Here is a 25463-nt window from a genome sequence, read left to right as displayed (position 1 = left end):
CAAATTTATTGGTATGGATGGATAACTGACATCGCTCTTATAGCTATCATATGTATATTTGTTCATATACAGCCTGTTCTTGGTACACTGGTAGAGTTTTTTAAGCTTATTATGACAGTGAAAAAGAGTATTATATGATTGGCTTATTCGAAAAAAATAGATTGTCAATTAAATATATTACTAATAAGTGTTGGAGTGATTATATAGGTGGAACACTAACAGGTTCTTATGATGATTTTTTTATATTAAATTTAAATCTTTACATAATCTTAATCATTAAAAATACATTTTAACTACAATTTTATACCAAAATTGATAATATAATAATAATGAAAGGTGTAAGGAGGTTGTTTAATGGACAGACCAAACCCTGATATACTGTTAGAAAAAATTAAAAATGAAGAAAATAAATTGAGTAGAGGTCAATTAAAAATATTTTTTGGTTATGCAGCAGGAGTAGGGAAGACTTATTCTATGTTGGAATCTGCACAAAATTTGAAAAAAGTAGGTGTAGATGTAGTAGTTGGATATATTGAACCACACACAAGACCAGAGACATTAGCTTTACTTGAGGGATTAGAAATTCTTCCTGTAAAGGAGATAGAATATAAATCTATAAAACTAAAAGAATTTGATTTAGATGCTGCTTTGGCAAGAAAGCCAGATGTTATATTGGTAGATGAGTTTGCACATTCTAATGTCACTGGGCTAAGACATACAAAAAGGTGGCAAGATATAGAAGAATTATTGTTAGCAGGTATAAATGTATATACCACTGTAAATGTTCAACACTTAGAAAGTCTAAATGACATTGTTGAAATAATTACAAATGTATCAGTTAAAGAAACTATACCAGATAAGTTTTTAGATACTAATACACAATTGGAACTTATTGATGTTGAACCTGATGTACTTCTTGAAAGATTCAGTGAAGGTAAAATATATAAGAAAGAACAAGCAATTAGAGCAAAAGACAATTTTTTTATAAAAGATAATTTAGTTGCCCTTAGAGAGATTGCCCTTAGAAAGACGGCAGAACGAGTAAATAAAGAAGTACAAATGACTAGATTATCAAAAGGTGATGTAAGCGTAATACCTACATCAGATACACTGCTTGCATGTATAAGCCCCTCTCCATCCTCTGCAAAAGTCATTAGAACTGCATCTAGAATATCAGACAGTACATTTGCAAAATGGATAGCTTTATATGTTGAAACTCCAAATACAGCAAGATTACCTTTACAAGAGCAAAAACAATTACAAAACAATTTAAAACTTGCCAAGAAATTAGGTGGTGAAATAATTGTTTTACATGGTGAAGATGTAATTGAACAGATACTTAGGATTGCAAAGCTTAGAAACGTAACAAAAATTGTAATAGGTAGAAATCATTCAAATAATAAAAAACTTAATAAGAAATTTAAAAAAGATATAGTTGACAAATTAATAGACGAAGTGGATTATATAGATATACATATAATACCTTATAAATTTGCTTCAGAAGTTAAATATAAACCTAAAAAAGATAAACTATCAATAAAATCAAAATTTAAAATTAGTAAGGTCGATTTTATCAAACTTATGATTGTTACTTTAATGATAAGTATCTTAGCATATGTAGTACAAAGTCTTGGATTTATAAGAGAAAATATACTGCTAATATATATGTTAGGAGTAGTTTTAGTTTCAATGTGGACTAAAGGATATAGCACAGGTATAGTGAGTTCTGTGTTAAATATAATCCTGCTAAATTATTTTTTTACAGCACCAATATATACATTATCAATAGCTGATTCAAACTATATAGTTACATTAGTTGTATTTTCGATAGTTGGTATAATAACTAGTACACTTACATCTAAGGTACAACATGAAGCAGAAACAGCTGCTAAAAGAGAAGAAAATACAAAAATGATATACCAAATAATAAAGGGATTTTTGAGGTTATCAAATAAAGATGATATAGTAAATAAGGGGATAGAGCTTTTATCTCTTAGTTTGAGTAGAGATGTAGTTTGTTATTTAAGTGTAGATAAGCATAAAAAATCAAAGTTATATAAAAAAAATGCTTCTAACAAAGATAAAAATAATTTAGATAGTGACGATGAAAAAGCTGTTGCAAGTTGGGTTTTATCCAATTCAACAGTGGCAGGTAGTGATACAGATACACTTCCAGGTTCAAAGGGGTATTATATACCAATAGTAGGTATGAATTTAACTTTAGGGGTTGTTGGGATATCATGTATTGATTCGAAATTAGATGCAGAAGACATAAATTTAATTGAAACAATAATAGCTCAAATGGCAATAGCTCTTGACAGAGAAATTCTATCAGAAGCAAAAGAAAATACCAATCTTGAAATAGAGAGAGAAAGATTAAGAAGTAATCTTCTAAGAGCAGTTTCCCATGACCTTAGAACTCCATTAGCAGGAATATCTGGAGCAGTAAGTACGATTATAAAAAATAAAGGTACTATAGGTCAAGATATAATAGATGAATTACTTAGTGGTGTATATGAAGATACTCAATGGTTAATAAGACTTGTTGAAAATTTACTTAGCATGACTAAAATAGATGAAGGAAAATTAGAAGTTAAAAAACATTCTGAACTTGTTGAAGAGGTTATCTCAGAAGCATTGCAAAAAATTAAAAAAAGAATTGAGAATGCAATTATAGATATTAATATACCAGAACAAATACTATTTGTTCCTATGGATGCAAAATTGGTAGAGCAAGTTTTAATTAATTTGATAGATAACTCTTTAAAATATTCAAAAGAAGATTGTAAGATAAATATAAATGTATATGAAGAAGAAGATTATGTTTGGTTTGAAGTATCTGACAATGGTCCTGGTATATCAAAAGAATTGAAAAAGCATGTTTTTGATAGATTTTTTACAGGAGAAGAAGGTTCTAAGGATTCTAGAAAAGGTGTTGGACTTGGATTATCAATTTGTAAATCAATAATTCAAGCTCATAAAGGTGAAATTATGGTAGAAAATAATAGAGATAAAGGTTCAACTTTTAAATTTAGTTTGCCTAAGGAAAATGAATAATGTCAAATTTTGAAATTTATTTTTGGAGGAAGAAATGAGTAAAAAACTTATATTATTAGTAGAGGATGATAAGACAATAAGAAAATTTATATCTACTGCGCTTTTGACACAAGATTACGATGTCAAGGAAGCTATAACTGGTAAAGAAGGAATATCGATTGCTGTTTCATATTCTCCAGATGTCGTTCTTTTGGATTTAGGGTTAGAAGATATGGATGGAATAGAGGTAATAAAAGCTATTAGACAATTTTCAAAGATACCAATAATTGTAGTTTCCGCAAGAGAACAAGATAGAGAAAAGGTAGAAGTATTTGATGCAGGAGCGGATGATTATTTAACAAAACCATTTTCGATAGTAGAATTATTGGCTAGAGTTAGAGTAGCACTTAGACATTCACAGATGGAGTTACAACAAAAAGAAGAAGTTAAATCTACTTTTGAAGTAGATAAATTATTGATTGATTTTGATAAAAGAAGAGTTATAGTTGATGATAATGAAGTCCATTTGACACCTATTGAATATAATATTCTTTCATTACTTGCAAAACATCATGGAAAAGTACTTACTCATAATTTTATAATAAAAGAGATATGGGGTAGTATTATTGGAAATGAAACTAAGTCTTTAAGGGTTTTTATGGCAACATTAAGGAGAAAAATAGAAAAGCAACCTGCTGACCCAAGGTATATAATTACAGAGGTTGGTGTAGGATATAGATTAAATGATGAATAGATGTTATGTATATTAATTATCAGATTGAATATTTAATGTATATTATAATTATATAATTTAGTTAAAAATAAGAATGAAGTGTATATGCTATTGTTAGTTTAGTATATGCATTTTATTTTTTATTTTTTAAGTATCAATAATTTTTTAGTATTAATAATACGAAATATGATTTAAAATAAATACATGGTATAATTTGTGGTAAAGATTTTAATTAAACAATAAAAATATTTAACCCTTGTCTTATAATAAATTTAACATAAATATTAAATAATAATTATTAAAATAGTGTAAAATAATTACAATAATCATTATAGAAAATTTTTGAAATGTAAATTGAAGTTTAGGAGTAGATGTATGTATATACTGAATTTAAATACAAGAGAAATTATTGAAGATTTTAGTGAAAAATTTTATACAGCAGAAAATTCTTATCTTATATTAAGTGCTCCAAAAAATTTAAAATTGCTCAAAGAAATCTTGGATATAGATGAGATAACTTTTAATGATTGTCTTAAGTTTGATGAAATAACGAAACTTGATTTATTTGATAATTACGATTTTTTGAGTTTAAATACATTTGAATTAAGAGATGGAGAGGCTGTTATAGAAGAAGTAAATATGTATTTATCAGATAATTTTATATTAGTTGTAGTAAATGAGGAACATTTTTTATTTGAATTTGTAAAAAGTATTATTTTTAAAAATTCTCAACTTGAAAAAAACCCAGTTATAAACCTATTTAAAATAAACTATTTAATTTTTAGAGAGGTTATAAAAAATGGTTTTGAGTCCTTGGAAAAAGTTGAAGAATTAATTCTTCAAATAGAAGATGAGATGATGGATAATATTCATAAAAATCATGTATCTAGAATAAGTGATGTAAGGTGTCTAACAAGGACTATAGTTAAGAATACGAGACCTCTTTTATATATTGGTGACAGAATAGTAAAAGAAAATATAAGGTATTTGAAGTATTCCAATGTAAAAAAATATAATCTTGAAAATTTTCAAGGTATAGATTTTGGAATTGATAAATTATATAATTTTGCATTATCAACACGAGAATTAGCTGATAAACTATTAGATATATACTCTTCTAGAGTAGGTGAAAGAACAAACCATCTAATTACAAAATTAACTTTACTAACAGCTATATCTGCACCACTTACAATTATAACTGGTATATATGGAATGAACTTTAGATACATGCCAGAATTAAATTGGGTCTATGGATATCCAGCAACTTTACTCTTTATGTTATGTATAATTTTTGTTGGAATTGTAATATTTAAAATAAAAAAACTATTGTAAAGAGCAGATGATTTTTAAATGATTTTGTAAAAATGCAACAATTAAGAAACTAATTTAAGAAAATGAAAAAATATTTTAAATTAAAAATATTTATAGAAAATATTGACAATTATATTTTCTTTGCTATAATTATTAAACAAGAAGAATAATAAATTATAAAAATGGAGGAGAATACTATGAAAGGAATATTAAAAGAACTAACAGCAAAACTTTATAGCTTTTATTACTTTATGTTCTGGGGCTTTTATTTTAGCGCTGGCTATTTCTTTTACAAAAATACATGTAGTTCCTTTCTGGTGAGGCCTTGTTTTAATGATTTTGAGCATAAGTAAATTTTATAAAAATTGTTGTTTTGTATATTTATATAAGATTTAATGCTTAATAGATTATTTTAGAGAACTCATTAGTGAGTTCTCTTTTTTATTTTAAATATAAAACTATAATATTGGGAGGTAGTAAAAATGATAGTAGTATTAAAAATGGGAGCAGATAAAAGTGAAGTTAAGAAGTTGATAGAAGCTATTGGAAGAGAAGGAGTAGAAGTTAATCCTATAGATGGGACAGAACTAACTGTTTTAGGTTTAGTTGGAGACACTAGTAAAATAGATGCTAAAAGAATAGAGGCAAATAAAATAGTTGAAAAAGTTATGCATGTAGTAGAGCCTTTTAAAAAGGCGAACAGAAAGTTTCACCCAGAACCTTCTATAATAAATGTTAATGGGATGGAAATTGGTTCAAAAAAAATTGCTATGATAGCTGGTCCTTGTTCTGTTGAAACAGAAGAACAAATAGTATCTATCGCTGAAGATGTAAAAAAATCAGGAGCAGGGTTCTTAAGAGGAGGAGCATTCAAACCAAGAACATCACCATACGCTTTCCAGGGATTAAGATACGATGGATTAGATTTATTAAAGAAAGCAAAAGAAAAAACAGGGCTTCCTATAGTTACAGAAATAATGTCAACACAAGATATAGATATATTTGAAGAAAATGTAGATGTAATTCAAGTTGGAGCTAGAAACATGCAAAACTTCGATTTATTAAAAGAATTAGGAAAAACACATAAAACAATACTTTTAAAAAGAGGATTATCTGCTACAATTGAAGAGTGGTTAATGTCAGCTGAGTATATAATGGCTGGAGGAAATGAAAATGTAGTACTTTGTGAAAGAGGTATAAGAACTTTCGAAACATATACTAGAAATACTTTGGATTTAAGTGCAATTTTAGCTGTAAAGAAGCTTAGTCATTTACCAGTAATAGTTGACCCAAGTCATGCAGCAGGAAAATCATGGATGGTAGACTCTCTATCTAAAGCAGCAATTGCAGTTGGAGCAGATGGGCTTATAATAGAAGTCCATAATGACCCAGCCCATGCACTTTGTGATGGCAAACAATCAATTAGACCAAATGAATATGATGAATTAATAAGTGAATTAAAGACTGTCGCATTAGCAGTTGGAAGAGAAATATAATCTATAAAAGGATGGTTAAGTGTGGAAGAAAAATTATTAGTAAATTTAAAAGAAAATAGCTATAACATATTTATTAAAAAAAATATATTAAAAGATATAGGTAAAGAAATAAAAAAAATATATTCTGGAAATAAGATTTTTATTGTAACAGATGAAAATATAGCGAAATTATATTTAAGTGAAGTAAAAAATAATTTAAATGAATCTGGATTTGAAACTAAAGCTATAATATTAAAAGCTGGTGAAGAAACAAAGTCATTTAATACTCTTCCTAAAATATATGATAGTTTACTCGATTTTAAGTTGACTAGAAAAGATTTGATTATTACTTTAGGAGGAGGGGTAATAGGAGATTTAGGTGGATTTGTAGCAGCAACTTTTCTAAGAGGTGTAAATTTCATTCAAATTCCAACATCTTTGTTAGCACAAGTTGATAGTTCTGTGGGTGGAAAAGTTGGAGTTGACCTTGAAAGAGGAAAAAATTTGGTAGGAAGCTTTTATCAACCTAAAGCTGTATTTATCGACCCAAATGTACTGTTGTCACTTCCTGAAAAATTTTATAGAGATGGAATGGCTGAAGTTATAAAATATGGATGTATAAAAGACAGAACTTTTTTTGATAAGCTTTTAAGTTTAAAAAATAGGGAAGAAGTAATGCAACATATAGAATACATTATACACAAATGTTGCTTTATTAAAAAAACAGTGGTTGAAGCTGATGAAAGAGACTTCGGAGATAGAATGCTTCTAAATTTTGGGCATACATTAGGTCACGCTATTGAGACATATTACAATTTTTCTGGCTATACTCATGGAGAAGCTGTTGGCATAGGGATGTATAAGATAACTTTAGAAAGTGAAAAAAAAGGAATCACAAATGAGGGTACATCAGAGCTTATAAAATCAATTTTAATAAATTATGATTTGCCTTATGAAATTGAATTAAGAGATAATAAGTCTATAATAGATGCAATATCTCTTGATAAAAAGAATCTAGGTGATACATTAAAAATAATACTTTTAAAGAACATTGGAGAGAGTATTATATATAATACTACTTCTAAATTTTTTCAGGAGGTAAAATGATGGGAAGTTTAAAAATATATCCAAGTAGATTGTCTGGAGATGTAAAAATCCCACCATCCAAAAGTATGGCACATAGAGCAGTTATTTGTTCATCTTTAAGTGATGGAAAAAGTAGAATTTCTAATATAGATTTTTCTGATGATATTATAGCTACTATAAGAGCAATGACATCACTTGGAGCTATTATAGAAAAGAAGGAAGATATTTTAGAAATTACGGGTATTTTTTCTAAAGAAGCAGTTTTGAATAAAGAAAATCAATTAAATCAATCTAAATTGACAATAGATTGCAATGAATCAGGTTCTACTTTAAGATTTTTAGTACCTATATCACTAGCATTTGATGGAATAAAAAGATTTGTAGGTAGAGGAAATCTTGGGAAAAGACCACTTGATACTTATTATGAAATTTTTGATAGACAAAATATAGAATATAGCTATAAGGAAAATCAACTGGATTTAGTAATATCAGGAAAACTTAAACCAGATGAATTTAAAGTAAAAGGAAATATAAGTTCTCAGTTTATAACAGGTTTATTATTTATTTTACCAATATTAGACAATGATTCAAAAATAATAATTACAACTGAGCTAGAATCCAAAGGATACTTAGATTTAACTCTTTCAACTATGAGAGATTTTGGAATAGAGATTGTAAACAATAATTATAAAGAATTTATTATAAAAGGAAATCAAATGTATAAAGCTAGAGATTATAAAGTGGAAGGTGACTATTCTCAAGGTGCATTTTATTTATCAGCAGATGCTATTGGAGGAGAAATTAATATACTAGACCTTAAAGAAGATTCTCTTCAAGGTGATAGTGAAGTTATTGATATTTTATCTAGAATGGGTATGGATATTTTAAGAGAAGATGAAAAAATAAAAGGTATAGTTAATTGTTTAAATAGTACTCTAATAGATGCATCTCAGTGTCCAGATATAATACCAGTTTTGTCAGTAGTAGCAGCTTTAAGTAGAGGAAGAACTACAATAATAAATGCTGGAAGGCTTAGAATTAAAGAATGTGATAGACTTCATGCAATAAGTGTTGAGTTGAGTAAACTTGGAGCAAATATAGAGGAAAAAGAAGATAGTTTAATAATTGATGGGGTAAGTAAGCTAAATGGTGGAGTAGAAGTATGGAGTCATAAAGACCATAGAATTGCAATGACACTTGCAATAGCTTCTTGTAGATGTGACAAACCGATAGTATTAAAAGATTTTGAGTGTGTATCTAAATCTTATCCACATTTTTTTAAAGATTTTGAGATGTTAGGAGGGCGAATTGATGAGTGGAATATGGGGAAATAATTTGAAAATCTCAATTTTTGGAGAATCTCATGGAAATGCTATAGGTATAAATATAGATGGTCTTCCTTCTGGAATTGAACTTGACCTTGATAAGATTGATAAAGAAATGAAGAGAAGAGCACCTGGAAAAAATTCTATATCTACCTCAAGAAATGAAAGTGATATACCAGAAATTCTAAGTGGATACTTTGATGGTAAAACTACAGGAACTCCACTATGTGCAATCATAAGAAATAGTGATACTCGTTCAAAGGATTATGGGGAACTTAAAAATTTAATGAGACCAGGACATGCAGATTATACAGGGCATGTAAGATATTCTGGATTTAATGACTACAGAGGCGGAGGTCACTTTTCAGGGAGGATAACAGCTCCATTAGTATTTTGTGGTGCTATATGTAAACAAATTCTATCACAAAAAGGAATAGAGATAGGAGCACATATAAAAAAGATTAAAGATATAGAAGATATTAGCTTTGATTATGCAGATATATCAAAACAACAATTAACAAATTTACAAACTTTAGAGTTACCTTTACTTGATTTATCAAAGGAAGACACTATGAGAGATACTATTATAGATGCAAAACATCAAGGAGATTCAGTTGGTGGAATAATTGAATGTGCAGTAGTGGGAATTAATGTAGGCATTGGGAATCCATTTTTTGATTCTGTTGAATCTACTCTATCACATTTATTGTTTTCTGTTCCATCTATAAAAGGTGTAGAGTTTGGTTTGGGTTTTGGACTTACAGATATGTATGGTTCTCAAAGTAATGATGAGATGTATTATGAAGGTAATCAAGTTAGGAGTAAAACAAATAATAATGGTGGAATTATTGGAGGTATTACAACTGGAATGCCAATAATTTTCAAAGTTGCAGTAAAACCAACACCATCGATTAGTGTTCAGCAGAACACAATTAATATAAAAGATAAAAAAGATGATATTTTATCTATTAAAGGTAGACATGACCCTTGTATAGTTCAAAGAGCAGTACCTGTAATAGAAGCAGTAACGGCTATTGGAATTTTTGATTTGGTGAAAGGACGATAATAATGGAGGATTTAACAAGATATAGAAATGAAATTGATGACATAGATAAAGAGCTTATTCAATTATTTGAAAAGAGAATGAATACAGTTCTTGAGATTGCTAAACATAAAATGAAAAATAACACTACTATATTTCAAAAAGATAGAGAAGAAAAGGTACTAAGTAAAGCTGTAGATAATTTGGATAATAAAGGGTATTCTCAAGAAACGATACAGTTTTTTAATTCTATAATGGAGATTAGTAGGGGATTACAAAAGAGAATAATGGATGATGATAAAGAAGAAAAATCTGAATGTAATCTAAATTCATCAAATGAGAAATTTGATTTGTCAAACATCAATAAATATAAAACTTTAAAATATGAAATTAATAAAAAAAATATCCTAGTAGGGTTTCCTGGTATATCAGGTTCATTTACAGAAGAAGCATTAAATAAATTCTTCAACAAAAAAATATCCAAAAAACAATTTAAAGAATTTGAAGATGTTTTCGTAGCACTTAAAAATAAAGAAATAGATTATGGAATAATACCTATAGAAAATTCATCTACAGGAGCTATTTCTGAAACTTATGACCTTTTAAGAAAATATGGTTTCTATATAGTTGGAGAAGAATGTATAAAAATAGACCAAAATTTAATTGGAATAAAAGGTACAAAACTTGAAGATATAAAAGAAATATACTCTCATCCACAAGGGATAGGGCAAAGTAGTGAGTTTTTAAAACAGAATAGTAATTGGAAACTGATACCATTTAATAATACAGCAACAAGTGCTGAACTTGTAAAAAGACTTCAAGACAAAACAAAAGCAGCAATTGCAAGTAAAAAAGCTGCAAATATTTATGAACTAGAAATAATAAGTCCTTGTATAAATGATATTACGAATAATTACACTAGATTCGTAGTAATCAGCAATCAGATACACATTGATGAAGAATCAAATAAAATGAGCATAGTATTTTCTGTTGAACATGAAGCAGGAAAACTATATAAAGTACTTGGGTACTTTGCTGAAAATAATATAAATATGACAAAAATAGAATCAAGACCTATGAAGGATGCTTCATGGAGATATTTCTTTTATATAGATTTTGAATGCTCTATTTATAATCCAAAAGTGTACAATTTATTAGAATTGATAGAACATAATACAGCATATTTTAAATTTATAGGTGTATATAAGAATAAAATTGAATAGTAAAATAGAATTCTTTATTTAAATTTAATTATTAGGAGGTACAAAGATGAATTTTTTTGGTCTAGTAGGTGAAAAGCTTTCTCATAGTGTTTCACCTCAAATCCATAAAAGAATATTTGAGATATTAAATATTGAAAGTGCATATAAAAACTTTGAAATATCAAAAGAAGATATATCCAAGTTAGAGAGTGCTATAAAATTATTAGGGATACAAGGAGTAAATGTCACTGTGCCATATAAGGAACGCATTATGAAATATTTAGATTTTATATCACCAGAAGCAAAACGAATAGGAGCAGTTAATACAATTTTACTTAAAGAAAATATATTATATGGTTACAATACAGATTACTTTGGTCTTGATAGTATGTTTAAAATGGCCAATATTAATGTTCAAGAAAAAGTCGCTGTTATATTAGGAACTGGTGGAGCATCTAAAGCTGCTCTTACATATCTCCTTGATTCTGGTGTAGATAAAGTTTATGTTTCAACTAGAAAAAAAGATAATAAAAAATTATTAAATGATAAAGCTATATTAATAGATTATGAAGAACTTCAATTTATAAAAGGAGATATAATGATAAATGCTACACCAGTAGGAATGTATCCTAATGTTGGAATATCACCAGTACCAAAATCAATTATACAAAATTTTGATACTTTAGTGGATTTAATTTATAATCCTGGAGAAACAGAGTTTTTGAGAATTGGTAATGATATGGGTAAGAAAACTTGTGATGGTTTATATATGTTGGTAGGTCAAGCAATAAAGTCTCAGGAAATTTGGCAGAATAGAAAAATAAATAATGATATTTTAGATGTTATATATAATGAATTAAAATTAGAGTTTTTGTAAGGGGGATTATTATGATAAATAAACCAAAAGAAAAATTAATATTAATAGGTATGCCAGGAAGTGGAAAAACTACAATCGGTAAACTTCTAGCTCAAGAGTATAATTGTAGTTTCTGTGATATGGATGATTATATAAGTGAAATATCACAAAAAAGTATAGCAGAATTGTTCTCAGAAGGAGAAGATGTTTTTAGAGACTATGAAACACAAGCATGCAAAGAACTTTCTATTAGTGATAAAACAGTGGTATCTACTGGTGGTGGTGTAATAAAAAAAGATGCAAATATGGAGATATTAAAAGAAACAGGTATAGTTATTTTTATTGATAGACCTGTACAAAAAATTTTAGAAGATATAAATATTAATTCAAGACCTTTATTAAAGAATGGCAAAGATAGATTATACAACCTTTATGATGAGAGAATAAGTCTTTATAAAAAGTTTTCAGATATTGAGATTTTAAATGATAAGTCATTAAATAATGCTATATATAATATTACGAATGCAATCAGTGATAATTTTAAATTTGAGTTTAAAGAAAAATAATCTAGGGGGAAATGAAGATAATGAATATTGTTATTGTAGGGCTAGGAGTTATAGGAGGTTCTTTTGCTAAAGCACTAAAAAAAGCAGGATATGAAAATGTATTTGGAGTGGATGTAGATTTAGAAACTTTAAAGAAAGCAGAAGAATCAAAAATCATAAAAAAAGGAAGTACTACAGGTAAAGAGCTATTTAAGGAAGCTGATTTAATTATATTATCTATATATCCTAGATTAATTGTGGATTTTTTAAATAATAATAAGCAATTCTTTAAAAAAGGAACTATAATCACTGATACTACAGGAATAAAAGAAACACTTATCAATGATGTATTAAAAATAATTCCAGATGACATAGATTTTATATTTGGGCATCCCATGGCAGGAAGAGAAAAGAAGGGAATTGATTTTGCAAGTGAACAGGTTTTTAAAGAAGCAAATTATATAATTACTCCAACTGGTAGAAATAATATAAAAAATTTAGAATTGGTTGAAAATTTAATTTTGGAAATAGGGTTTAAAAGAGTAAAAAAATTGACTTCACAGAAACATGATGAGATTATAGCTTTTGCATCTCAGCTTCCTCATGTTATGGCAGTTGCTCTTATAAATAGTGATGAAGAAGATAGAGATACAGGTAAATTTATTGGAGACAGTTATAGAGACTTAACTAGAATTGCAAATATGAATGAAGATTTATGGAGTGAACTTTTTTTAGGAAATAGAGATAATTTACTAAAATCTATAGAAAATTTTGAGTCAGAAGTAAATTTGATAAAAGATGCTATTTTTAATAATGATAAAAATAAATTAATAGAATATTTTAAAAAATCTTCAATAAGAAGAGAAAGTCTAGAAAAATAAAGATTGCTATTTAAGCTACTTGTCGCTGGGTATAGATATAAACGATAGCATATTTAATTGTATTAATATCTATAGATTTAATATAATTAAATATGTTATTGATGTATTTATACCCTTAAATATTGCCACTTTATAAATAATATTTAAAAAAATGGTCTTTGTTAACAATTTATGAAACTTAATTGTAAAAAAGAGTTATTAATAGTAAAATAAAATGAATCAATTAAATTATAGTTGTTAAAGAGGGAGAGGTGTATCTACTTGAAAAATAGTAGGCCAATATTGAAAAATATGTTAATCGCATTTATAGTGCTATTCTTTTTTAGTATATTTGCTTTTTTTTATGTGAGTAATATGGATAGTGCACTAGAATATGAAACACAAAAATATCTGTCTGAAATTAGTACAGAAAGTAAAATCGCAATAAATAGTAAATTGACAAGTAATTTAGATAAATTAGAGAGCATTTCTAAACTTTTAGAGACAGAGGATAGCTTTAATTTAGAAAAAACTTTAAAAATTCTAAAATCTTATAACAAAGACAGTAATTATAATAATATTGGTCTAATTTTGCCAAATGGGAAAGGTTATGCTGAAACAATTTTTGGAACAGATTTTTCAGATAGAGATTATTTTAAACTTGCAGTTAAAGGTAAATCTAATATATCAAAACCATTAATAGATAAAACCACTGGAAAACTTACTGAAACATATGCTGTACCTTTATATAATAAAGGGAAAATTGTTGCTGTGATTGCAGCTGATTATGATGTTGAGTTTATATCTGAATTCTTATCAATTTCTACATTTGATGGGGAAGGTTTTTCACTTATATGTGATAGTGATGGTAATATAATTATTCCATCGTATCATAAAAATTTAAACTCAGATATTACAAACCTATCTCAAATTAACTTTGAAAAAAGATTTACTTTTAAAAATATGAAAAAGTCAGACCAAGGTGTAGTGCAAGTTGAAGAATCAGATGGGAATTTTTATATGGCATACACATCTCTAGGAATTAATGATTGGTTTATAGCGTCCTTTGTTCCAAAGATGGTTGTATCTAAAAAATTGAATGATTTAATGATAGTTACAATTATTGGATGGATTATACTTTCATTTTTATTTTTAGGCATTATAATGTACATACTATATTCAAAGAGAAAGAGCCAAAGAACTATAGAAAAGGTGGCCTATACAGATTTGGTAACTGGTTATTCAAATTGGAGAAAGTTTGAATTAGATGTTACAAATTTATTAAAAAAATCTTCACAAAATAATAAATATGCAATGGTTATATTTGATATTGATAAATTTAAAGCGATTAATGATATCTACGGTCATAAAAAGGGAAATTTAATTTTAAAAAATATAGCTAGTACTTTAGATGAACTAACCAATAATAATGAAACCTTTGCTCGTGTAAGTGCTGATAATTTTAATATATTGTTATCATACAATACAAAAGAAGATATAATAAATACAATCAAAAAGATTATAGCAAATAATGAACTTGTGAACTTATCTTTTGGAATTTATGAAATTAAAGATAAAACTTTGACTGTAAGTGTATATAGTGATAGAGCTTCACTTGCAAAATCTTCAATAAAAAATAATAGTGATGTGAACTTTGCTTTTTTTAATGATAAATTAAGAGATAAGCTATTACTTGAAGATAAGATAGAAAAAGAAATGGAATATGCACTTGAAAATGGTCAATTTGTAATGTATTTACAACCAAAATATAATATTAGATTAGATAAATTTTGTGGAAGTGAAGCCTTAGTAAGATGGCAGTATACAGAAAAAGACATAATATATCCAGGAGATTTTATTCCTATATTTGAAAAAAATGGATTTATTAGAAAAATCGATATGTACATATTAGAACAAGCTTGTAAAGAAATTAGATTCTTATTTGATAAAGGTATTTCACCATTGCCTATATCTGTAAATTTCTCAAGAGTTGATTTTTTAAAAAAAGATTTTATTTCAAAGATAGTAGATGTATGTGATAAATATAAAATACCATATAGTTTAATAGAAATTGAAATCACTGAATCCAGTATGTTTGGAGATACTGATATTCTATTTGATGTGAGTAGAAATCTACAAGATATTGGTTTTATAGTTTCGATGGATGATTTTGGCTCAGGATATTCTTCTGTAAATATGCTTAAAAATATACCATTAAATGTAATAAAATTAGATAGAGGATTTTTTATAGATGATAAAGATGTTGATAAAAGTCAAATTGTTATAAAAAGCATAGTTTCTCTCATCAAGCAATTAGGAATAAGTGTCGTCGCAGAAGGAATAGAAACTAAAAGTCAAATAAAAATGTTAAAAGAAGCAAATTGTGATATTGTTCAAGGATATTATTTTTCAAAACCATTACCAGTTAAAGAATTTGAAAAATTAGTCTATAAAATATAGTCAATAAATCTTAAATGGGAGGTGGTAAATAAATGATAAGAGCAAAATCTTTAAAGAGCATATTGAGTATTGTTTTAATATTTTTATTTACAATAATTTCTTTTTCTGACTTTGCATTTAAAACTAATGTTCAAGAAGAAGAAAATAATAAAGTTAATTTAAAAGAGATATCTCTTCAAAGTTCTAATGCAATAAAAATAAAATTGGATAGTTCTTTATCATTCATTAAAAGTGTATCAAATATGGTTTCATACTTTGATACTATAGATAATCAAGAAATAATTCCATTGTTATCTAGAATATCAAAGGAATCTGATTTTCAAAGAATATCTATTGTATCTCCTAAGGGGATAAGTCATACTAGTGATGGAAAAACTATCGATGTATCAAATTATGAATATTTTAAAAAAGCAATTAGAGGAGAAAGTAATATATCTGAGGTTGTGAAATCTCCAATTGATGGAAAAGATACTTTTGTTATAGCTACACCTATATTTAAAAATAATGATGTAGTTGGTATTTTGTATGGTTCTTATTACAATGATAAACTAGCTGAATTTATAGATATAACAAGTTTTAATAGTGAGGGATATATAGATATATTTGAATCTAGTGGACAATTTGTTCTAAAATCTTCGCATACAAATAATATCATTAAATCTAGTAGTAATATATATGATATATTTAAAAAGGCTTCTTTTGATGAAGGTTATAGCTACAAAAAAATATACGAGGACACAAAGAATAACAAAAGTGGTTTTACATCATATGAATATAAAGGGGAGAATAGGTATGCCACTTATACACCAATTGGCGTAAATGATTGGTATGTGCTTTCTGTTATACCACAATATACTGTAAGAAAAAATATTGATAAAATAAATCAATTAGCATTTTCTCTAATTTTTAAAGTATTCTTATTATTTATTATACTTATAATATACATCTTTTATAAAAATAATAAATCTCGAAGACATATATTAAAAACAAACAAAGAAATATCATCTATTACAAATAGCATCCCTGGAGGAGTACAAAAATGTACGATTGGAGAAAGGTATGAATTTAATTTTTTAAGTGATGGATTTATAGATTTGTTTGGTTATACAAGAGAAGAAATAGAAACCATATTTAATAATGACTTTTATAATCTAATACATAAAGACGATGTAAAAAGAATAAAAGAGGAGATTTCTGAACAGCTTCACAAAAACAAAACTATTGAGCTAGAATACAGAGTTATAACAAAAAATTGTGATGTAGTGTGGGTTTTAAATAAAGGAGAAATTATAACAGAACCTGATGGTAAAGAGTATCTTTGTTGTGTAACAGTAGACATTACAAAAACGAAACAATTAGAAAAAGAAATGGAACAAAAAAATCTAGAACTTGAAATGGTATCAGAAAATATTTTAGGTGGCATACTTATAACAGACTTTGATGAAGATTTTACTATACAATACACTAATGCTGGTTATCTTTCAATGATTGGATATACTCGCAAACAACTAGAAGAAGAACTTCAATACAGGGCATGTACTCTCGTTTTTTACGATGATAGGAAAAAGACTCTTGAAAGTATAAAACATCAGTTAGATAAAAAAGGCATAGCTGAATATGAACATAGAATAATAAGACGAGATGGTAATATTATCTGGGTTTCTGTAAAAGGAAGGCTAATTATTGATGGTGATGGAAGTAAAAAAGGTATTTGGATTTTGACTGATATAACTGATTTGAAAAATGTAGAGCAAAAACTTAAAATCAATGAAGAAAGAGTTAGAATTGCATTAAGACAAACATCAAACACTATATTTGAATATGATATAGAAACAAAATCACTTTTAAATACTAATAAAGAACTCGATAAGTACAACATTCCTAATATTACTGAAAATGTTCCATATTCTTTAGTAGAATCAGGAATAATTCATAAAGATTTTAGTGATGATTTTATAAATATGTACGAGAAAATAATGAATGGAGCAAAAATAGCAAATTGTATAATTAAGATAAAACTTCCAGATAAAAGTTATGTATGGAATAAGGTTACTTTGACTACAGTTTTTGATGAAGATGGGAAACCTGTAAGAGCAATTGGTATACAAGAAGATATAAGTGAACAAAAAGAGGCAGAAATAAGATATAATCAAGAAGGTAAATATCATTCAGCTATATTATCAGAAGCAATGATAACTTATGAGATAAATGTATCAAAAGATACTTTTATAAGAGGAAATGAAAACTGGTATAAAGAATTTGGAATTAAGCCTGACAACAACTACTCAGAGATGGTAAAAAATATAGCAAAGAATATTATCTATAAAGATGATAAAGATGTATTTTTAAATACTTTTTTGTGTAAGAATTTGTTGACTGCACACAAGAATAATATAAGTGAAATAAAATTAGAATATCGAAGAATGAATCAAGAAAATAAAATGATTTGGGTTATTTGCACGATGCACCTGATAAAAGACTCTATTACGAATGATATAAAAGCTCTTGCTTATGTTAAAGATATTGATAAACAGAAGAATGAAGAAATTAGATTAAAAATAAAAGCAGAAAGGGATACCCTTACAGGATTATATAATAAAGGGACTACTGAAAAACTAATTAATGATTTCTTAGGCTCTGAAGAGTCAAGCTCAGGAATACATGCATTTTTAATTGTTGATATAGATAACTTTAAATCTGTAAATGATAATTTAGGACATGTATTTGGAGATAAAGTATTATTTGAGGTTTCTAAACATCTAAAACCTATCTTTAGAAAAGATGATATAGTGGGTCGTATTGGTGGAGATGAATTTATAGTATTCTTAAAGAATATTCAATCTTTTGATAATGCTAAAAAGAAAGCTGAAAAAATATGTGATATATTTAGAAACTCTTATACTGAAAACAAAAAGACATATAAAATATCAGGTACAGTTGGAATTTCATTTGTTCCAGAACATGGAACTATATTTGAAGACCTTTATCAAAAAGCAGATATAGCACTTTATTATGCAAAAAGTAAAGGTAAAGATAAATATGCACTTTACAATGATTACGCTTATCAAAATGAAGTTAGCAATATAGATTACGATAACATAGAAAAAGTAAATAAAAATGAAAAATCTAAACCTGTACTTAAGGAAGTCCTTGATTCCATTGATAATTATATATATATAGTAAATCCAAATACTTATGAAATTCTTTTTATCAATAATAAGGTATCAAGTCTAGATTTAGAAATAAAACTAGGTGAGACTTGTTATAAATCATTATTAAAATCTAATAAACCTTGTAATAATTGTCCTCTTAATGGATTGGAAGAAAATAAACACTCGAAATTCAATATGGAGACAAATACATTTGGTACAAATATAAGTATAGCAAGTTGGATTAATTGGATAGACGGAGAATATAACTGTCTCATAGAGTGTATAGATATTTCTTTGTACAAAAATAAATAAAAAGGATTATGAGAATATGTTAAATAGTGTTAGTTTAATATTGGGCATAGTATTTGCAATTTACTATTTTTATCTTAAAATAGTTTTTGGAGGGATTTCATTTAGTGAAATTTTCTTAGTTGTAGGAATCCTATTAATTGTTTATCAAATATTTAAGAATAAAATTAAAGAAAAGAAGGTTTTTTATAAAGTGCTAAAGATAATAATTAGTGTTTTTTTAATAGTGTTCATAGTTACTGAAAGTTTGATTATTTTTTACCCCAAAAATAACTTTGAAGTAAAGAGTGATTATCTATTGATTTTAGGAGCTTCTGTAAAGAAGAATACACCAAGTACAACCTTAAAGGGAAGATTAAACACAGCCTTAAAATATTTAAAAGTTAATGATGATTGTTATGTGGTTGTATCAGGTGGTAAAGGAAATGGAGAAAATATAACTGAGGCAAAAGCTATGAAAGATTATCTTACAAAAAATGGTATAAATAAGAATAGAATAATAGAGGAAGATAAATCTACTAATACTTACGAAAATTTTAAGTATTCAAAGTTAAAGATAGAAGAACATAGCAAAGGAAAATTAAAAGACTTAAAAATAAAAATAGTAACAACGGATTTTCATGTTCTTAGAAGTAAAATATTGGCATATAGAAATGGATATAAAAACACCTCTTTTTATGCTAGTAAATCAAAACTTTCATTTGTACCTACTTATTATACAAGAGAATTTTTTGCACTATGGAAAACAATTGTTTTTGATAGATAATAAATTAAGAAGACTGGATATAAATTATAAACCTATATCCAGTCTTTTTTTTATATGATAAATCAAAAGTTATAAAATTATCTTTTCTTTTAATTTTAATCCATTTCTCATCTTTACAAATCTCCTTGGCATTTTATATTAATATCATGAACGTAAATAAAATATTCATAATATTAATACAAATCAATATAAAAATAGTTTTAAGATTGTACTAATTGTTATAAATATAGATAGAATTTTAAAAAGACTTTTTAGTTTACATAATAAAAAGAAAGTTAACTAAAATTCTTGATTTTAGCTTGAGGCGTACAATTAGAGATTTAAATAAATTCTAAGCTCGTTTTATCCTCGAAGGTATAAAACATCAATAAAAAATATATAAGCTACTTAAAAACTAAAATAATAAGTCGTCATTTTGGGCAAAATTACGAAAATAATTAGAATAAAAAATACGAAATAATCAAAGTGAGTAAATGTTATAAAATTCAACTAGATTTTAACGTGTATTTTGAAGTTACTTTTAATTTGCTATTATTATTAAGTGAATAAAATACTGAGAATTTTGTGATTAAAATAGAACATAAATAAAAAATGAGATGTATATAGTTTAATCCTAAAAATATCTTAAGTGATTAAATTTGATTTTTTTTAAATAGTTTGTCTGATAGTTATAGAATATAAAAGCATGGTTTTTAATTTATTTGAAACTAAAAAAAGAGAAAAAATAATAAAAAAATTACTGACATTTTACTGACAAAATACAATTTTATCTTATTATATATATTGAAAATACTAGATTAATAAAAAATGGCATAAAATAGTATATTTTATGCCATTTTTTATTTGTATGATGGTTTTTAAAAATTATAATCTAAATAGTTTATCTACCACAAAAAATACGCTATCAAATAGATTGGGAATTATGGAAAGAAAAAAAGAATATTATAGAAAAAAAGCATGCTTATTGAATGAAAATGTCACATAAAAGTATTTAAAAGAATAATATATTATGAACACAAAATTTTATAATTTTAAAGGAGTGATAATATGGCAACAGTGTCAGGCCAAATAATTTTTGATAGAGATAGAAGTGCTACTATCAACACTGGAGACACAGGAATAGCCAATGTACCAGTTGTGTTACAAAATATAACAACTGGAGCTAGACTTGTAGTTCTTACAAATGCTACAGGGAATTATGTGTTTACTAATGTTCCAAATGGTAACTATAGGATTGTGGAGGCTTTTGGAACTCCAGGAGGAATACCAACACCAGGAAATTTTGCAACAGCAGTAATAGGTCCAGTTCCAATTGCCCAAGCACCACCTATTACTTTTGTAACAAATCCACCTACAGGTTCAACAAACTTAGATTCTACAACACCTAATACATTACTAATAACAGTGACAGGTTCTGATATAACAAATCAAAATATATTAAATGGACCTGTAATTTATACACCTATACAAAATATATTGGACCCTTGTGTATCTGTATCTGATATAAATCTTATTACAGATGCGGATAATGGTACATTTGGTTTTTTCCAACCAGGTACACCAAGTAATACAGGTCCTGCAATAGAACCTTACCCAGGTGTAACGCCAGATTTTACGTATGTGGTACCAGACCCGACTAAGTTTACACCGATAGATGGAGAATACACAGTACAAAACATTATGACAAATGCGATGAGCAACGTTATAGGAGCTTGGTGGCGTATTGCTGACCATACTACAGGAAATGAAACAGGTAGAATGATGGTAGTAAATGGTTTTGATCCAGGCGCTGTATTTTTTAGATCAACAGTATCTGTTACACCTAATACTAATTTCCTATTTAGTACATGGATTTTAAATCTTTTTAAGGTAACAGGATATCCACCACCACAATTAGGCGTAAGAATACTTGACCAAAATAATAATATATTGTATCAGGCAACATTAGGAACTCAAATTCCAGTTAATACAAACGCACCAGAATGGAAAGAAGTAGGTACTATCATTAATTCTCAAAATAATAATCAACTTACAGTAGAATTTTTTAGTGAAGGAGAAGGTGCTGTCGGAAATGATTATGCTATAGATGATGTTTCTTTAAGAGAAATTGAAATACCAACATTTACTCCAATAAAAACAAGCAATACAACGGCTGCAAATGTAGGAGATATAGTCACATACACAGTTAGACTAGATAATACTTGTAGTAGTCCTTTAACTAATGTATTTTTTAGAGATATCGTTCCAAATGGTTTGTTATTTATACCTGGAAGTGTAACGGTTAATGGTGCATCTATATCAGGAGTAGACCCTAATATAGGTTTTACATTGCCAAATGTTGGAGGAGGGACAAGTGTTGAAGTAACCTTTGATGTAAGAGTAGAAGGTATTCCTAATCCAAATCCAATTAATAATATAGCAACTATAGATTATTCTTATACACCTGTAGAGGGAGGAATACCAAATGATTTTTCAGTAGATTCTAATCCAGTTCCACTTTTGGTAATAACAGCAGATATTGAAGTTACAAAGATGTCTGAGCCTGATGTTGTGAATCCAGGGGAAGAACTGATGTATACTATAAAAGTTATAAATAATGGACCATATCCATCTGAAAATGTAATCTTAACAGATAATATACCTGCTTCCATCTTGAATCCAGAGTATTCATCAAATGGAGGAATAACTTTCCAACCATGGACTGGAAGTCTTAATATAGGCACTTTAGGAGTAGGAGAAGTAAGAGTTATTATAATTAGAGGGGTTGTAAATCCATCAGCAATAGGTACTATAAGAAATACAGCTGTGGTATCTTCATCTACAGCAGACCCAAACCCTAGAAATAATACATCTACAATAGATACAGAAGTAAGTCTGTTAGCAGACCTTTTAATAGTTAAGACATCAGAACCTAACTCAGCAGTTCCAGGTACTTTATTAAAATATACTATTGAAGTAGTAAATTTAGGGCCATCAAATGCTGAAAATGTAGTACTAAATGATGATATACCAGATTCTGTTTTAAATCCGGAGTATTCAACAAATGGTGGGGTAACGTTCCAACCATGGACTGGAAGTCTTGGTATAGGAACTTTAGGTGCTGGAGCTTCAGTAACAATTTTAATACAAGGAATAGTCAGTTTAAACGCTACAGGAGATATAGTAAATACAGCAACAGTCGTTTCATCTACACCTGACCCAGATTTAAGTAATAATATATCAACTACTATTACACCAGTTAATCCACAAGCAGGCATTTCTATTATAAAAGTAACTGATGAGGATGTAGCTGTTCCTGGAGAAGAACTTGTATATACAATTGGAATTTTTAATGAAGGACCATCCAATGCTACGAATGTAGTTTTAACAGATAATATACCTGCTGCTATTTTAAATCCAGAATACTCAATAGATAATGGAGTAACTTTCCAACCATGGACTGGAAGCCTTAATATAGGTACAGTGGCACCAGGGCAATTAATAAGAATTATTATAAAGGGATTAGTAAGTTCAACAGCTACAGGATATATTACAAATACAGCAGAAGTAAGTGCAAATGTACCAGAACCAGTTGTAGATTCATCAACAGTGACAACTCCTATTATTGCATCAGCAGATATAGGTGTAATAAAGACCAACAATATGGATGCAGCAGTTCCAGGAGAAACTTTTAGCTATACTATAGTAATTACAAATGCAGGACCATCAGCTGCACAGAATGTTATTTTAACAGATAATGTACCAAGCTCTATTCTAAATCCAGAGTATTCAGTAAATGGAGGCGTAACTTTCCAACCATGGACTGGAAGTCTTAATATAGGAACTTTAAATTCTGGAGAGATAAGAAGTATTATAATAGAAGGGATAGTAAGTCAAACAGCAGTAGGTATGATTATAAATACTGCAACTGTAAGTTCACCTACACCTGATCCAAATCTAGACAATAATACTTCGACAGCAGAAATAGAAGTAAGTTCATCAGCAGATATTTCTGTAATAAAAGAGAATGAACCAATTGCTGTACCAGGAGAAACATTCATTTATGTTGTTGAGGTTTCAAATGCAGGACCATCAGCTGCACAAAATGTTATTTTAACAGACAATATACCAACTTCTATTTTAAATCCAGAATACTCAATAGACAACGGAGTGACTTTCCATCCATGGACTGGAAGACTTAATATAGGTACTCTAAATGCTGGAGAAGTAAGAAATATTATAATAATGGGAACAGTAAGCCAAACAACAGTAGGTATTATTGTAAATACTGCAACTGTAAGTTCAACTACGTATGACCCAAATCTAAATAACAATACTTCAACATCAGAAGCAGAAGTAAGCTTATCAGCAGATGTTTCCGTAATAAAATTAGTAAATAAAAAAGAAGTTTGTGTAGGAGAACGATTAGAATTTTTAATAAAAGTATCAAATGCAGGACCAGCAGATGCTCAAAATGTTATTTTAATAGACCATGTATCAAATAAACTTGGTAGGGCAGAATTTTCATTGGATAGAGGTATAAGTTTTAAACCATGGACTGGAAGTCTTGATATAGGTACATTACCAGCAGGGTCTTTAAGAGTTATTCTATTGAGAGGATTTGTAAAACCAACATGTAATGACAAACTAATAAATACTGCAAAAGTAACTTCAACAACACCAGATTCAAATCCTAACAACAATATATCAAGAGTGAAAGTGAAAATTGAACAGTGTTGTTGTGATGACTCATGTTGTAAAGATTGTTGTTGTGACGACCCTTGTTGTAATTGTTGTAAAGATTGCTGTTGTGACGACCCTTGTTGTAATTGTTGTAAAGACTGTTGTTGTGATAAACATAGTTGCAATTGTTGTAATGATTGTTGTTGCAATGAGCACAGTTGCAATTGTAACAATGATTGTTCTAAAAATAAGTCTAAATATTAATTTGCCACAATAATTTTATCCTAAATAAGATAAAAAGTAGCTTTACAGTGTATGAAGAAAATATTTTATATTAATTAAAAAATATCAACCTTTTTATATTTGATAAGGACTAACTTCGCAGTGCTATTGCCTAAAGCGAAGTGGTCCTTATATAGTTTTGTTTTTTTAATAAAAATTATTCATATCTTTTACTTATCTAAATTTATATAGCCAAAAATAATTTAAGATTTATCACATCAGGCTATTTTTATATTCATAAAGGTACATTTCTTTAAGTATATAGGTAAACTTTACTGCATTTTAAGAAGAAAAGAATTTTATTCCTATTGTTGAGGATGAGAATACTATTTTTTTATATTGGAATAATAAGAGTAAATCT

At 27.6% G+C, this 25463-nt stretch carries 15 protein-coding genes; all 15 read left to right on the top strand.

Going from position 1 to position 25463, the window contains the following annotated elements:
* Positions 1 to 354 precede the first annotated feature (354 nt).
* A complete protein-coding gene (locus Q3287_RS07140) occupies positions 355 to 3057 on the top strand; it encodes an ATP-binding protein (protein ID WP_407963774.1) in 2703 nt (900 codons plus the stop codon).
* A gap of 34 nt (positions 3058 to 3091) precedes the next feature.
* Positions 3092 to 3790 (top strand): response regulator, encoded by a 699-nt coding sequence (locus Q3287_RS07135; RefSeq protein WP_054270309.1) that lies wholly within the window; start codon positions 3092 to 3094, stop codon positions 3788 to 3790.
* A gap of 354 nt (positions 3791 to 4144) precedes the next feature.
* Complete coding sequence (locus Q3287_RS07130) at positions 4145 to 5101, top strand: CorA family divalent cation transporter (RefSeq protein WP_407963773.1); 957 nt, start codon at positions 4145 to 4147, stop codon at positions 5099 to 5101.
* 461 nt (positions 5102 to 5562) lie between these two features.
* Positions 5563 to 6576 carry a 3-deoxy-7-phosphoheptulonate synthase gene (gene aroF / locus Q3287_RS07125; RefSeq protein ID WP_054270312.1) on the top strand — a complete coding sequence of 338 codons (1014 nt, stop codon included), beginning with the start codon at positions 5563 to 5565 and terminating at the stop codon, positions 6574 to 6576.
* 21 nt (positions 6577 to 6597) lie between these two features.
* Positions 6598 to 7662 (top strand): 3-dehydroquinate synthase, encoded by a 1065-nt coding sequence (gene aroB / locus Q3287_RS07120; RefSeq protein ID WP_054276704.1) that lies wholly within the window; start codon positions 6598 to 6600, stop codon positions 7660 to 7662.
* A complete protein-coding gene (gene aroA / locus Q3287_RS07115) occupies positions 7662 to 8975 on the top strand; it encodes a 3-phosphoshikimate 1-carboxyvinyltransferase (protein WP_054276705.1) in 1314 nt (437 codons plus the stop codon). Before aroB ends, aroA begins: the two co-directional genes overlap by 1 nt.
* Positions 8953 to 10032, top strand: coding sequence for a chorismate synthase (gene aroC / locus Q3287_RS07110; RefSeq protein WP_054276706.1), 1080 nt, complete (start codon positions 8953 to 8955; stop codon positions 10030 to 10032). Before aroA ends, aroC begins: the two co-directional genes overlap by 23 nt.
* A gap of 2 nt (positions 10033 to 10034) precedes the next feature.
* Positions 10035 to 11231, top strand: coding sequence for a prephenate dehydratase (gene pheA / locus Q3287_RS07105; RefSeq protein ID WP_407813962.1), 1197 nt, complete (start codon positions 10035 to 10037; stop codon positions 11229 to 11231).
* Positions 11232 to 11277: 46 nt separating this feature from the next.
* Positions 11278 to 12087, top strand: a complete 810-nt coding sequence (gene aroE / locus Q3287_RS07100; protein WP_407963772.1) for a shikimate dehydrogenase — start codon at positions 11278 to 11280, stop codon at positions 12085 to 12087.
* An 11-nt stretch (positions 12088 to 12098) separates the two neighbouring features.
* The gene (locus tag Q3287_RS07095; protein ID WP_169466834.1) at positions 12099 to 12632 is read left to right on the top strand and encodes a shikimate kinase; all 534 of its coding nucleotides are present in this window, start codon (positions 12099 to 12101) and stop codon (positions 12630 to 12632) included.
* 20 nt (positions 12633 to 12652) lie between these two features.
* Positions 12653 to 13492, top strand: coding sequence for a prephenate dehydrogenase (locus Q3287_RS07090; protein ID WP_407963771.1), 840 nt, complete (start codon positions 12653 to 12655; stop codon positions 13490 to 13492).
* A 261-nt stretch (positions 13493 to 13753) separates the two neighbouring features.
* The gene (locus Q3287_RS07085) at positions 13754 to 15931 is read left to right on the top strand and encodes an EAL domain-containing protein (RefSeq protein WP_407963770.1); all 2178 of its coding nucleotides are present in this window, start codon (positions 13754 to 13756) and stop codon (positions 15929 to 15931) included.
* A 32-nt stretch (positions 15932 to 15963) separates the two neighbouring features.
* Entirely contained in the window at positions 15964 to 19395 is a 3432-nt protein-coding gene (locus Q3287_RS07080) for a GGDEF domain-containing protein (protein ID WP_407963769.1), read from the top strand.
* 16 nt (positions 19396 to 19411) lie between these two features.
* Entirely contained in the window at positions 19412 to 20158 is a 747-nt protein-coding gene (locus Q3287_RS07075) for a YdcF family protein (protein ID WP_407963768.1), read from the top strand.
* Positions 20159 to 21205: 1047 nt separating this feature from the next.
* The gene (locus Q3287_RS07070; RefSeq protein WP_407963767.1) at positions 21206 to 25084 is read left to right on the top strand and encodes a hypothetical protein; all 3879 of its coding nucleotides are present in this window, start codon (positions 21206 to 21208) and stop codon (positions 25082 to 25084) included.
* Positions 25085 to 25463 lie beyond the last annotated feature (379 nt).

The organism is Clostridioides sp. GD02404, from assembly GCF_045898275.1.
Lineage (GTDB): Bacteria > Bacillota > Clostridia > Peptostreptococcales > Peptostreptococcaceae > Clostridioides > Clostridioides difficile_A.
Note: the sequence above shows the minus strand (reverse complement) of the source record. Positions and strands in the feature narration are given on the sequence as shown.

Coding starts and splice junctions, on each gene's coding strand:
- Q3287_RS07140 (WP_407963774.1), top strand. CDS start 355: ATGGACAGACCAAACCCTGATATACTGTTAGAAAAAATTAAAAATGAA.
- Q3287_RS07135 (WP_054270309.1), top strand. CDS start 3,092: ATGAGTAAAAAACTTATATTATTAGTAGAGGATGATAAGACAATAAGA.
- Q3287_RS07130 (WP_407963773.1), top strand. CDS start 4,145: ATGTATATACTGAATTTAAATACAAGAGAAATTATTGAAGATTTTAGT.
- aroF (WP_054270312.1), top strand. CDS start 5,563: ATGATAGTAGTATTAAAAATGGGAGCAGATAAAAGTGAAGTTAAGAAG.
- aroA (WP_054276705.1), top strand. CDS start 7,662: ATGGGAAGTTTAAAAATATATCCAAGTAGATTGTCTGGAGATGTAAAA.
- aroC (WP_054276706.1), top strand. CDS start 8,953: ATGAGTGGAATATGGGGAAATAATTTGAAAATCTCAATTTTTGGAGAA.
- pheA (WP_407813962.1), top strand. CDS start 10,035: ATGGAGGATTTAACAAGATATAGAAATGAAATTGATGACATAGATAAA.
- aroE (WP_407963772.1), top strand. CDS start 11,278: ATGAATTTTTTTGGTCTAGTAGGTGAAAAGCTTTCTCATAGTGTTTCA.
- Q3287_RS07095 (WP_169466834.1), top strand. CDS start 12,099: ATGATAAATAAACCAAAAGAAAAATTAATATTAATAGGTATGCCAGGA.
- Q3287_RS07090 (WP_407963771.1), top strand. CDS start 12,653: ATGAATATTGTTATTGTAGGGCTAGGAGTTATAGGAGGTTCTTTTGCT.
- Q3287_RS07080 (WP_407963769.1), top strand. CDS start 15,964: ATGATAAGAGCAAAATCTTTAAAGAGCATATTGAGTATTGTTTTAATA.
- Q3287_RS07075 (WP_407963768.1), top strand. CDS start 19,412: ATGTTAAATAGTGTTAGTTTAATATTGGGCATAGTATTTGCAATTTAC.
- Q3287_RS07070 (WP_407963767.1), top strand. CDS start 21,206: ATGGCAACAGTGTCAGGCCAAATAATTTTTGATAGAGATAGAAGTGCT.